The 13,390-nt window shown below is 72.0% G+C and carries 5 protein-coding genes; 2 read left to right on the top strand and 3 right to left on the bottom strand.

Going from position 1 to position 13,390, the window contains the following annotated elements:
* The first annotated feature begins 7 nt into the window (after positions 1 to 7).
* Positions 8 to 2,377: a glucose/quinate/shikimate family membrane-bound PQQ-dependent dehydrogenase gene (locus tag FGX59_RS06400; protein WP_138465692.1), complete on the top strand. Its 2,370-nt coding sequence runs from the start codon at positions 8 to 10 to the stop codon at positions 2,375 to 2,377.
* Between the two features lie 524 nt (positions 2,378 to 2,901).
* On the opposite strand, the gene FGX59_RS06395 is transcribed toward FGX59_RS06400, so the two are convergent.
* Positions 2,902 to 3,207 carry a hypothetical protein gene (locus FGX59_RS06395; protein ID WP_138465691.1) on the bottom strand — a complete coding sequence of 102 codons (306 nt, stop codon included), beginning with the start codon at positions 3,205 to 3,207 and terminating at the stop codon, positions 2,902 to 2,904.
* Between the two features lie 994 nt (positions 3,208 to 4,201).
* Entirely contained in the window at positions 4,202 to 6,148 is a 1,947-nt protein-coding gene (locus tag FGX59_RS06390; RefSeq protein WP_171060535.1) for a response regulator, read from the bottom strand.
* A 1,017-nt stretch (positions 6,149 to 7,165) separates the two neighbouring features.
* Between FGX59_RS06390 and FGX59_RS06385 the strand changes: the two genes are divergently transcribed.
* Positions 7,166 to 9,082, top strand: a complete 1,917-nt coding sequence (locus tag FGX59_RS06385; RefSeq protein WP_138465689.1) for an alpha/beta hydrolase domain-containing protein — start codon at positions 7,166 to 7,168, stop codon at positions 9,080 to 9,082.
* A 1,521-nt stretch (positions 9,083 to 10,603) separates the two neighbouring features.
* On the opposite strand, the gene FGX59_RS06380 is transcribed toward FGX59_RS06385, so the two are convergent.
* On the bottom strand, positions 10,604 to 12,727 hold the full coding sequence (locus FGX59_RS06380; protein WP_138465688.1) for a response regulator: 2,124 nt from the start codon (positions 12,725 to 12,727) through the stop codon (positions 10,604 to 10,606).
* Positions 12,728 to 13,390 lie beyond the last annotated feature (663 nt).

Genomic DNA, 13,390 nt, shown 5'->3' with positions numbered 1-13,390 from the left:
AGATCTGATGCTGAATCGAATTCTGTCGCTCATTCTGGCACTGCTCGGCGCGGTGCTTGCCGTCGGCGGCGGGCAGCTCGCGCTGCTGGGAGGAAGCTTCTACTACCTGTTTGCCGGCCTCGCCATGCTGGCCACGGCATGGCTGCTGTTCCGCCGCAATCCCCTCGCGCTGCCGCTCTATGCGGCGCTGACCGTGATCACGCTCGGCTGGGCGGTCTGGGAGGTCGGCCTCGACTGGTGGCAGCTTGCGCCGCGCGGCGGGATCATCGTGCTGGTCGCGCTGGTCCTGTGCCTGCCCGCCGTGCGGGCCCCGCTTGCCGGCGCGGGCCGCGGGATGTCCTCGGGCCTGCCGCTGATGATCGCGGCCGCCCTGTCCGTCCTCGTCGCCGTGGTCTCGATGTTCCAGGACCCGAGCGCCATCCGGGGCGAGCTTCCGCAGGACCGCGTGAACGTGCCGCCCAATACCGGGAACGAGGCCGGGGACGGCGAATGGCACCAGTACGGGCGGACGCATTTCGGCCAGCGCTGGTCGCCGCTCGACCAGATCACGCCGGAAAATGTCACCGGGCTGGAGACCGCCTGGACCTACCAGACCGGCGACGTGAAGGGCCCCGATGATGTCGGCGAGACGACCTACCAGGTCACGCCGGTCAAGATCGGCGACAGCCTCTATGTCTGCACGCCGCACAACCTCGCGATTTCGCTCGATGCCGCGACCGGCGAGGAGAACTGGCGCTTCGACGCGAATTCCGGGCTCAACCCCGACCGCCAGCACCAGACCTGCCGCGGCGTGACCTGGTGGGAGGCCCCGCAGGCGCAGGACGCGGACACGCAGGACCCCGAGGCCGCGTTCCGCGCGGCCGCCGCCGAGGAATGCCCGCGCCGGGTCTACCTGCCGACCGCCGACGCGCGGCTGATCGCGCTGAACGCCGATACCGGAGAGGTCTGCAGCTTCTTCGCGGATAACGGCACCCTGCATCTGGAGCAGGGGATGGAGTACAACCCGGCAGGCTACTACTACTCCACCTCGCCGCCGGTCGCGGTCGACGGCCGCCTGATCATCGGCGGCGCCGTCAATGACAACTTCTCGACGCAGGAGCAGTCGGGCGTCATCCGCGCCTTCGACATCGATACCGGCGAGCTGCTGTGGAACTGGGACAGCGGCAATCCCGACGTCACCGCGCCGATCGACATCGCAGGGGGCGAGACCTACACGACCAATTCTCCGAACAGCTGGTCGGTCTTCTCCGTCGACGAGGAGCTCGGCTTCGTCTTCATCCCGATGGGCAACCGGGTTCCCGACCAGCTCGGCATGGGCCGCAGCCCGGCGGTGGAAGAGCACTCCTCGTCGATCGTCGCGCTCGACATCGCGACCGGCGCAAAGCAGTGGGTGCGGCAGACCGTCCATCACGACCTGTGGGACATGGATGTCCCCGCGCAGCCGGTGCTGATCGACCTGACCCGGGACGGGCAGTCCGTTCCCGCGCTCGTCGGCCCGACGAAACAGGGCGATATCTGGGTGCTGGACCGCAGGACCGGGGAGCCTCTGACCCCGCGCGAGGAACTGCCCGCGCCCGGAGGCGCCATTCCCGAGGACTTCACCGCGCCGACGCAGCCGATCTCCGCGCTGACCTTCCGCCCCGATCCGATGACCGGACGGGACATGTGGGGGGTTACCATGTTCGACCAGATGTGGTGCCGGATCCAGCTGCACAAGCTGAATTACGAGGGGCAGTACACGCCGCCGTCGCTCGAGGGGACCATCGTCTATCCGGGCAATTTCGGCGTGTTCAACTGGGGCTCGGTCGCCGTCGACCCCGAACGCCAGGTCCTGTTCGGCATGCCGACCTACCTGCCCTTCACCTCGCGCCTGGTGCCCGCATCCGAGATCCCGCCCAAGGATGCCGCGACCACCGCGAGCGAGCAGGGGCTGAACCGCAATGACGGCGCCCCCTACGGCGTGGTGATGGGACCGTTCCTGAGCCCGATCGGCGTGCCCTGCCTCGCGCCGCCCTGGGGCTTTGTGGCGGGCGCGGACCTGACGACCGAGCAGGTGGCCTGGAAGCACAGGAACGGAACCGTGCGCGACATGACGCCCCTGCCGCTGAAGGTGCGCCTCGGCGTGCCGGGCATCGGGGGACCGATCATCACGCGCGGCGGCGTCGCCTTCCTGGCAGCGTCTGTCGACGACTACCTGCGGGCCTACAACCTCACCGACGGCACCCAGCTCTGGGAGGCGAGGCTGCCGGCGGGCGGCCAGTCGACGCCAATGACCTACGAGGTTGGCGGCAAGCAGTATGTCGTGATCGTCGCCGGGGGGCACGGGTCCATCGGCACCAAGCCCGGCGACTACATCCTTGCCTACGCCCTTCCCTAGCCACCCTGACCGCGGCGGGCCGGCCGGTCCGCCGCGGTCTAGGGTCCCGAGGGAGGCGACTGCAGGATGGCGCCTCTTGACCCTGAAAATCCGGGCGGCGGCCCCTCCGGGCAGCCGCCCCGTCCGGCGCCGGTCCGGATGCGCGGCCCGCAGATCGGGATCCGCGGAGCGGCGCCGAAATCGACGGTCGCCTGCAAGACCTTCCGCCAACCGACACCGCGCGCCACGGATGGCACCACGACTGCGCCACCCCGATCGAAGGCGCCGCCTGGGCCATCGGCCGCCCCTGTGAAAACGTCCCGTCATCTGCCGGAGCGCCGCTGCGCTCTCGACTGGATTGCGCCTCTGACGGCCTGTGCTGCACAGCACCGCATGTGACCAAGCTTGCCCGTCTCTGCGCCCTGCTGCGCAAATCAGCCGAGGGCTGCCGGCCCCCTGTCCCCGGAGGCCGAGGGCCGCGAAGCGGGGCAGGATCGCCACCTGGATCCGGAGCTCGGCAACCCGGCCGTCGGCGTCGCGTGGCATCAGCCGCTGGGCGCGGCTTCATGCCGTTCATCTTCGTTTCGACCCTGCTCCGGCGGTGGCTGCCGCTCCGGTTTCGCCACGGTGCCCGCGAGATGCCGTTGCGCGCCCGCGCCCCGGCCGTGTCCGGCTTCGATGGCCTCGCGTTCCGGCGGGCCGGAAGCGAGGAAGCCCAGCGACAGATCCGGGGTGCCTTTCGCCCGAGGAGCCGCGGCTGCGTCGCGGGCACGCCGGTCACGGGCACTGTCGGCACTGACGGTCGCGCGCTCCTCGTCCGCCGGGATCTTGGCGCGCAGCCCGGGCATCATCGGCGCGTCACCGGCATTGCCCTAGGTGCCTTCGGCCGCGCGGATGTCCATGTCCGCCGGGGAAAGCGTCCCCCGGACGGTTTCCTGATCCACCTCGCGCCTCGTCAATTCCGAGGCGGAACCAGCACAATGAGCAAGCCGCGCCACCGCTCTGGGCGGATCCGCGAACGCGGCAGTTCGAGACCGCATGCTGGCGACTGTGCTACGCGCCTTCGCCCTTGATGCCGGTGCTGTCGATGCGCAGTGCCGCGATCCGGGATGGCGACGCCCGATGTCCGTCCGGCTTTCGCGGCGCCACCGGCGACAGGGTCCCGGCCCACTCTGGCGGCGCGACGCTTCGGAAAAGCCAGACCCCCATGAACCCGTTCGCCAGCGGGCGCGCAGCAATGACGCCTCACTGGCTCCCCCTGGCGGAACGGCAGGCCAAGGAGGACCTCGAGGGTGTGGCGGGGCCGGATTGCAGCGTCTTGCTGGCGGCCATGCCACGCGGGCAGCACCGCGGCCCGCTGCTCCGGCGGACCGAACCAGACCGGCAGAGCCCCTCGCTGCCGCGGCGCCTGATCATGCGAGGGCCCGTTGCGGTCTTGCACACCGCCTTCGGGGGCCTGCTCATGCCATCTGCCGACTACATGGCTTCACGACGCGAACCCCTGATCCATCCGCACGACAGGGCCCCAGCCGGCCACCGGCACCGGAGGTCAGGCAATGGCCGGCTCCGCCCTCCCGCTCAGCACCGCCCGCCATCCGGACCGTAGCGCAAGAGCCCGTCATGCACCGAGATTGAAGCCGGACCACCTGATCGTGGCAGGCCGCATCCCGCCCCGGGATCCTGCCCGCGAGGGTGAAGCGGGAGCGGCCGGAGCCTTCCATCCCTGCGCCGCTTCGCGCCCGCTGCCGAGATGCACTGCGCGGGACGGGCAGGCAGCCGCGCCGGGGTCCCGGGCAAGCCGGTCGCCGACGGCAAGGGCCTCCCCGGAAACGCGCCCGGCCCGGCTCAGCTGGGACCGCGGTCGGGGGGCGGGATCGAGGCCACGACCTCGCGCAGCACCTGCCAGTTGACCGGCTTCTGCAGGAAGCGCTCGCCGCTGCCCTGCCGGTCGCTCGCCTCGCGCGGGGACTCGTAGCCCGACATCAGCACCACCGGCACCTCCGGATGCTCCGTGCGGATCCAGCGCGACAGCGCGCCCCCCTGCATCGCGCCCGGCATGGCCAGGTCGGTGATCGCCAGATCCGGCCGGTAGCCCGTGGCGAAAAGCGCCAGCGCCTCTGCCGCCGTGGCGCAGGTCTCCACCGCATGCCCGTCGAGCTCCAGCCGCCGCGCCATGACCTGGCGCACCTTCGGGTCGTCCTCCACGATCAGGATCCGCCGCCCCGGCGCATGCAGGACCCGCGCCGCGCCGGGAACCGCAGGCCCGGCCTCCGCCGCCGCCCGGACCAGCGGAACCGCCATCCGCGCCGACAGGCCGCCACCCGCGGAATTCTCCAGCGTCAGCCCGCCGCCGGACTGCCGGCAGAAGCCCGAGGCCACCGACAGCCCCAGCCCGGTGCCCTCGCCCACCGGCTTGGTGGTGAAGAACGGATCGGTCGCCATGGCCAGCACCCGCGGGTCCATCCCCGGCCCGGCATCGGTCACCGTCACCAGCGCGAACCGGCCCGGCCAGAGCGCCTCGGGCGAGGAGAAGCCCGCCACCGTGTCCTGTCCGCGCTGCTCGATCGAGGTGGCGATCTCGATGTGGCCGCCCTCGGGCTGGGCGTCGCGGGCGTTGATCAGCAGGTTCAGCAGCGCCTGGCGGAACCCGGTGGCGTCGAGCTCGGCCACCGCCTGCGGCGCGGCCAGCCGGACGGTGACCGAGATGCCGGCCGGACAGAGCCGCCGGAACATCTCAAGCGCCTCATGGACGAGCCCGTCGATCTGCGCCGGCGCCGGCTCGAGCCGCGACTTGCGGCCATAGGACAAGAGCTGCCCGGTGAGCGTCGCCGCCTGGTCGGCGGCGCCGAGCGCCTCGCGGACATAGCCGTCGCGGGCGCCGGCGGTCCGGTCGTTCTGCAGCAGCTCGAGATTGCCGACGATGACCGCCAGCGTGTTGTTGAAGTCATGCGCGACCCCGCCGACCAGGCGGCCCAGCGATTCCACCCGCTGGCCGCGCTCCATCGCCAGCTCCACCGCCTGCCGGGTCCGCTCGCTCTCCAGCCGCTGGCGCTCGGCCTCCGCCGCCCGCCGCTCGGAAAGATTTGCCAGATGGGCGAAGTACATCGCCGCGCTGCCGGTGACCGCGATCATCGCATAGGTCAGCACCGCGGCCCGCAGATCGGGCGACAGCAGATCCCGCCGCGAGGCCGCCAGGGTCAGCGCGGTGAGCACGACCGGGCCGAAGATCACCACGGGCAGCAGGCGGCGGAACATCTGGCTGCCCCGCTCCGGCGCGGTGGCGACGCGCATCCAGCCGGTCTCCGGCACCAAGAGCAGCAGCGCCAGCAGGAGCAACGTGAAACCGGCCGCCGTATGCAGCGCCATCTCGGTATAGACCGGGTTCGAGAACAGCGCCTCGGCATTGAAGACGTAGCCCAGCAGCGGGATCGCGGCGATGCTCAGCCCGAAGGTTCCGGCCGCGAGCAGCACCCGGTCGCCCCGGCGCGGCAGCAGCCCCGAGAGCAGGCAGGCCGCCACCGACAGGCAGGCGATCGCCGTGCCGATCGACATCGCGTCCGGGCCGAGATCGAAGGCCGGCACCACATAGGTCGCGAGCACCACGGCGGGGATCGCCGCCCCGCAGGCAGTCCGCAGCCAGCCCGGCCGCCCGAGCGCCGTGGCCGCGGTTCCGGCACTTCCCATGAGCAGGCAGAACGCCGTGCCGGGCACCATCGCCGGATAGCCCGGCCGCAGCCGCACGAAGAAATCGACGCCCAACCCCCAGCCGGCTGCCAGGTCGAGCAGCGCCACCGCAGCGCAGGCTGCCGCGAATGCGAGAGACCATGTCCGGAGACCGCGCAGGGCTCCGGACGTCCGTTCCATGGCAGTCATCGTCCCCCCTGACGGAATTGTCCTTCATGGCCGCCGGGCAGAAAGGACCGGGGCGCAGCCGGGCCGGGACCATGGGTGTGGCGGTGTAATGTGGTAAATTAGTAGACACGGCCTCCCCCTGCCGCAACGTCCGATCATGGATTCCCGAAAATAAGCTGCGGACCGGCCGCCGCACGGAGGCTCGGGCCGCGGACGGGCCCTGCCTGCAGGGGCTGGCGGGGCGGTTGCGCTCGGGCCGAAAGCGGCCGCAGGCGGGGCTGCCGCCACCGGCCTGTCCCGCGGACGCCGGCTCGCTGCCACTGATGGAGGGCCTTCGTGCCTGCCGCGGGCATCGCCGCAGGCGGACGGTCCCCCGGCACGCGCGTCATGGGCTGTCCCGCATCCGGCGGCGGGCGCCGGACCCGTCGCCGGGTGGCGCCCGCCTCGCCCGGCCGCGGCGGTCCCCGCATCCGGAGCCCTGCCCGTCCGGGCACCTCCCGGCCCGTCATGTGCTGCCGAAACCGTGACCGCGGCTCCGGTCCGGCGGGCGTCCGCCCCTAGGGGGAGCCGTCTTGCCGGGCGCCTGGCACATCCGGTCATCTCCGGGGGGCAGCGTCTTCGGAAGCGCGTGACCGGCCGGGGGGACCGCCGCAACCCGGCGCCTGGACTGCCCCGGAGCGCCTCGGCCGCCTGACCAAGGGTGCCGGCCGCTGGAAATGCAATCTTCTGTCTTCTGTATACAAAAAGGTTGACGCAGAAAACATGGTCACGCTAGCGTGAGGGCGGCCGGATGCAGATCCGCGGATCAAGGACAGGGAAAGACGCGGAGGACGGACCGCGCCATCCCGGAGCGGCAGGAGACAAGGCGCGCCCCCAGATCCCCGGTGTCCAAGTCAAGGCACGGCCAGTCCTTGGCCCGGGCTCAGGCCCGCCGGCCATCACGAAGGAGGAGACATCATGATACGACCTGCACTGCTCGCGGGAACCGCCCTGCTTGCGCTCGCGCCGGGCCTCGCCTCTGCGAAGGTCACGGAGTTCGAGATCCTGGCCGCCGGACCGGCCTTCGATGGCCAGGTCTTCGGGACGGCCGGCAGCTACGAGCGGATCGACGCCATAGCGACCATCGCGATCGACCCCGGCTCGGACCGGGCCGCCGGGATCGCCGATATCGGCAAGGTGCCGGTGAATGACGACGGGCTGGTCGAATTCCGGTCCGAGGTCGCGATCCTGCGGCCCACCGGAACCGGGTCGGGCATGCTCTTCTACGAAGTGGTGAACCGCGGCCGGAACCTGTCCTTCCAGGGGCTGAACCTGTCCCCGGCCGGATCCGGGTTCGACATCGGCAAGCCGGGCGACGGATTCCTGATGAACCGCGGGCATGTCCTGGTCTGGAGCGGCTGGCAGACGCATCTGGGCGAGGAGCTCCTCAATCTCGACCTGCCCGTGGCGGAGGGCGTCACCGGCCTCTCGCGCGAGCAGGCGGTGTTCGACGATGCCGAGCCGTCAGGCACCATGACGCTGACCTATCCGCCCGCGGACATGGACCCCGCGAAGGCCGTCCTGACGGTGCGCGCCACGCCGGATGCGCCCAGGGAGACGCCCGAGGGGCTGAGCTTCCGCTATGTCGACGGGACGGCGATCGAGATCAGCCGCCCCGCGGGCTATGACGGCGGCGCGATCTACGACTTCGTCTATCCGGCAACGGGCGCCGTTCCGGCCGGGCTCGGCTTTGTCGCGACGGCCGATATCGTCTCCTTCCTGCGCGGCTCCGGCGGCCATGACGCGGCATCGCCGCTCGGGCCGGTCGAGCACACGCTGGGCATCGGCATCTCGCAGTCCGGACGGTTCATGCGCGACCTGATCTACCAGGGGTTCAACGCGGACGGGACCGGCGCGCGGGTCTTCGACGGCGCGATCGCGCATATCGCCGGGTCGCGCAAGACCTACACCAACTATCCCTTCGCGCTGGCCGGGCGCTATTCGCGCCAGCACGAGGACCACGACTATCCGGGCGACCAGTTCCCCTTCACCTATGCCGAAACGACCGATCCGCTGACCGGCCGGACCGGCAGCATCCTCGACAAGTGCCAGGCCACGGAGACCTGCCCGAAGCTGATGCATACCGACACCGATACCGAGTTCTGGCAGGGCCGCTCCTCGCTGGTCTCGACCGCGCCGGACGGGACGCCGCTGGACATGCCGGACACGGTGCGGCTCTACTACCTGGCGGGCGCGCCGCATTTCAACAGCTGGGGCGGGTCCCCCGCCGAGGTGGCGACCTGCGACTACATGAAGAACCCGCTCAGCGCGGCCCCGGTCCTGCGCGCGCTGGAAGTCGCGCTGGAGGACTGGGTGGCCGAGGGGACCGCGCCGCCCGACAGCGTCTTCCCGGGTCTCGGCGGCACGGGGCTGGTCTCGCCGGCCGGCCAGCAGATGCCGCAGATCGACGGCACCCGGCCGGCGCCGCAGCCGAACCCGCTGAACGTCATGGATCACGGCTCGACCCCGCCGGTGCCCGGCGCGGCCTATGACCTGATGGTGCCGGAGCTCGATTCCGACGGCATCGCGCTGGTGGGCGTCAAGCTGCCGAGGGTTGCCGTGCCGACCGGCAGCTACATGGGCTGGAACCTCCGCAGCGAGGGCTTCGCCGAAGGCGACCTGTGCAGCCTGACGGGCAGCTTCGTGCCGTTTCCCGTGCAGGAGGACGCCCGGGACAGCCGCGCGCCGCTCTCGGCCCGCTACGCGGATGACGGCGCCTACCGGGCCCGTCTCGCAGAGGCCGCCGAAGCGCTGGTCGGGCAGCGGCTGCTGCTTGCCGCCGATGCCGCGCTCGTCGTCGAGGCTGCCCCGCCGCTGGACCCGGCCGCGCAATAGCCCGCGGCGGCCGGTGCCTGCCGCGGCGGGCACCGGTCGTCCGGACCGCCACGCGCGGTCCGCGCGGACACTTAGCGGCGCCTGCCCAGCCCGCCAGGACAGCCGGCCCCCTGGAAATCAAGGCACCGCCGGAAGGCGGGCCGCCCGGCCCGGTGCCACGCGCTCCCCTCCTGGGCCTCCGGGGCCGGACCGCAAGATGCGCTTCGCGGCCAGACTGGCCGAGGGCTGTCCTCCGCCAATAGCCGGTATTCCCCTGCCTCTTCAGTCAAGCTCCCCCAGCTTGCGGATGCGGCTGCTGCGCGTCTCCGGCGCAGGCCGCAAGAAGACCGGATATTGGCAAGGTGCCGGGACAGGGTCGGAGGCATCGCCAGGGAGGGCAATGTTCCATTGCTCGCCAGAGCCGTTCCCAGAGAAGGGCAAGTCCAGCCGCCTCCGGGACAGATTTTCCGACTTCTGCCCCGGTCTCTGAAGGCGCACGGGCTTTTGCAGCACCCTGTCTCGATCTTTCCGGGAGCCCGTATGGCTGCCGTCGGCGGCAGAGCCGCCTGCAGAGCCCCGGCACCCGTGGCCACTGCCTCTGCTCCCGTCTGCGATCCCTGGCCGGATTGCGCGTGAGGAAGGACGCTGGAACGGGGACTGGCGGCGTATCACGGCAGGAAATGATGAGCCCGGCGATCCGTGGCAAGCGTCTCGGTTCACGCAGTTCACCTGACTGGCCACAGGCCATGGTCTGCAGCCCGCCGTCGCGGGGATTGTCCACCGCCCGCGACATTGCAGCGAGCTTCGAGGAGATGGCCCGTCCCGGCACGGCGCTGATGCCTGTCCTTGCGCACGCGCCGTCATCAAGCTGTCCGGTCATGCGCGGCGAGTTCCGCGCGGCCAAAGCGCTCAAACCGGCCGTCCTGCCCGTCACCGAGCTTCCGCAGGTCAGCCTGCCGCGCAGGACGTCGAGGCATGCATATGAGCTGAGGCGGGGATGCTCGTGCCCGGCCCGATCCTTCGCAGACCGTCCCGCGTGCTGCCCGCGGCCTGTCTGGCGGACGGGACCCGGCCAGCCCGGAAACTCCGGACGCCTGCTCTGGCGCCAGGGATGTTTCGCTCCCGCCTGCCGGGCCCGCGTCTTCGACGCCGCAGGACGGAGAGCCTCTTCCCAAGGGGGCTCCGGGAGTTCCCCGGGCGCGACGGTCGCAGTTCCCGGGACTGGCGCCCCTCGCGCAGTGCGGCGCCGGTCCCGTCCATATGGCAGCTGCCGGCACAGGTCCCGCAGGCAACCCGGTCACGGGACAGCTCCGGACCGGTACGGCACCGGCTTCGCCGGCGTCGGCTGTTCCCGGATCGCCATGGACGTCATGTGCATTGCTCCGGTGCTCCGGGCCGCCCGGGCATTGGCTGCGCGCCTCTTGCCCCCATGTGGCCGCCAGGCACGACACGCCGCCCGCCCGTGTCCTCGGCCCCTGCAGTCCCGCGACCTCCGCAGCACCCGGTTGGTCCGGACAGTGCCGGGCCGCCGGCGGACCCCTGCTAGCGCGGTGCGGGGGCCGTCCCGCCCCGGGCCGGGCTCCGGAGAGCGGACCGCGCCGCCCGGCGCGACAGGGCCTCGGCGATGGCGGCATGGAGGCGGTCGAGGCTGACGGGCTTCTGCAGCAGGACCGGCGCGCTGGAACTGGCGAGGCTGCGCGCCGCGTCATCCGGGATGCCCGAGGCGATGACGACCGCGACCGAGGCATGGCGCTCCGCCACCAGCGCGGCCAGCGCGCTGCCCTGCAGCGGACCCGGCAGCCCGACATCGGTGACCAGCACGTCCGGCAGGTCGCCCTCCGCGAGCGCGTCGAGCGCGGCTTCGGCATCGGCGACCCTGCGGATCCGGTGGCCCGCCCGGGACAGCCCGTCGGCCATCAGCCGGGCGACCGCGGCATTGTCCTCGACCAGCAGGATCTGCAGCGCCTCCGCCGTGGCTGCCCGCGCCTCCGCGCCGGGCACGGTCCGCGCGGCCGCGGACCGGCCCGCCACCGGAAAGGCCATGGTCATCACGGTGCCGCGCCCGGGGCGCGAGGTGATGCAGAGCCCGCCCCGCGACTGGCTGCAGAAGCCGATGACCGAGGCCAGCCCGAGCCCCGTCCCCTTGCCCGGCTCCTTCGTGGAGAAGAACGGCTCGGTCGCCCGCGCCAGCGTCGCGGCATCCATCCCGGCGCCGTCATCGGCGACCCGCACCAGAAGGTAGCGCCCGGGCGCCATCCCCGCGCCGCCATTGAAGCGCCGGGCCAGGCCGGGACCGACCTGGCGCTGCGCGCAGCACAGCAGGACGTGCCCGCTGCCCTCCGTCGCGTCGCGCGCATTCACCAGCAGGTTCAGGAGCGCCTGGCAGAAGGCGCCGCCGTCGATCTCCACCGCCGCGTCGCACTTGCCGGAACGGGAGGCGACCGCCAGCCCGGCAGGCGCCACCCGCGCGAACATCTCGACCGTCTCCTCGACCAGCGGCCGCAGCTGCGAGGCCCTGGGGTTCAGGACGGATCGCCGCCCGTAGGCCAGGAGCTGGCCGGTCAGCCCGGCGCCCTGCTCGGTCGCCGCCAGGGCCATGCCGACATAGCCGCGCGCGGCCTCGCTGCCCTCTTCGAGCGCCAGCAGGTCGAGGCTGCCGCGGATCACGGCCAGCGTGTTGTTGAAGTCATGCGCGACGCCGCCGACCAGCGCGGCGAGCGCCTCCATCCCCTTGATCTTGCCGAGCGCCAGCTCGCGCTCGTGCTCCGCCTGCACCTTGCGCCGCAATTCGGCCTCGAAGCGGCGGGCGCGCTCCTCGTAGCGGTTGACCACCTGCGCCAGGACCAGCCCGGCGGCGCCGATGGTCACGACCATCGCCGAGGCGAAGGCGGCGACGGCGAAATTGACCGTGACCGTGCCGCCGGTGGCGAGCAGATAGGCGACCAGAACCGAGATCCACTGCAGCACCAGGAGCAGCGGGAAGATGCGGCGCACCACCTGGCTGCCCTTCCCCTGTCCGGTCAGGATGCCGACCCAGCCCGCATCCCGGTCGAGCGCCAGGAGCGCGGCGAAGACCAGGGCGAGCGCGCCGGCGGTGTGCAGCGCGATTTCGGTGAAGCCCGGCACCCCGGTCAGCGCCTCCGCCCCGAAGGTGTAGCCGGTCAGCGTGACCAGCGTCAGGCAGAACCCGGCCGTCGCGCAGCACTGGGTCGCCATCGCGCGCCGCCGGGCCGCGGCAAGGCGGCAGCCGAGCCCCGCGGCGATCAGGATCAGCGACAGCGCGGTGACGACCGACATGGCGTCGCCCGCGATCATCCCCCGGGCCATCAGCGGCCGGACGAAGGCATTGGCGACGATCACGAGGATCGCGAAGATGCAGGCCATCAGGAGCGGCGCGGTCTTCCGCTGCCCGGCAAGCAGGATCCCGGCCGCGGAGAAGAGCAGGCTGGCCGCCGTCTCGGGCACCATGGCCGGGAAGCCCTCGAAAACCCGGATGGCGGCGGTCCATCCAAGCCCCCAGCCCAGGACGAGATTGCCCGCGGCGATCGCTGCCGCGGCCGCCGCGAAGCCGGCGCCGGGTGCGGAAAGCGCGGCCCGGCCGCCGGCAGCGGCCCAGGCGGGACAGACCTGCCGCGCCATTGCAATGACTTCGGAATTCGGTGGCATGCGGGGCCCCTGCGGCAGTTGACGTCCGTCGCACGCTAGGCTCCGCACCGATAATGTTCCGCTAATGGCCTATCGAAATACCTCAAATGCCGCAGAGATCCGCCAGCCTCGGGAGCCGGCCGAGCGCCCGTCCGGCCGCATCGGGACAGGGACATCGCGACAGGGGCATCCGGCGCGGAGCCACCGCGCGGCGGAGCGCCCCCCAGACGCCCTGCGGCAGGCATCCGCGCCGTCCCCGGCGCACACGGGTATCCAAGTCCGTGCGCGCGTCATGGCGGCGCCGGGATCGGTGCGGCCATGGCGGAGCTTGGCCCGTACCGCGCATGGGTCCCGGAGGCAGATCTTCCCGCAGGTCCCGGCACCCGGTGGCTTGCCTGCGGGCGCCAGGCAGACGGCAGGCTTCCGCCCGTCCCCGGCGGCAGCGAAGCTCACGGCGCCTGCCAAACGCTCCCCCGTCCGCCTGCTGTCGGCAAGCCGCAGACCCCCCGCCGGCCGGAGCAGCAAGGCCCTCGCGGTCGGGCGGACAACCGGGAACATCCTGCGGCGCACCGGGACCGGGCCGGGCCGTCCCGCTCGGACATGCCGCCGGACGCTGATGGCCGCCGGCCCTGCGGTCCCGCAGGGCCGGTGCGGGCACTCAGACAAGCCATGACGCGGCAGAAC

The organism is Poseidonocella sp. HB161398, assembly GCF_005870025.1.
Taxonomy (GTDB): Bacteria; Pseudomonadota; Alphaproteobacteria; order Rhodobacterales; family Rhodobacteraceae; genus Mangrovicoccus.
Note: the sequence above shows the minus strand (reverse complement) of the source record. Positions and strands in the feature narration are given on the sequence as shown.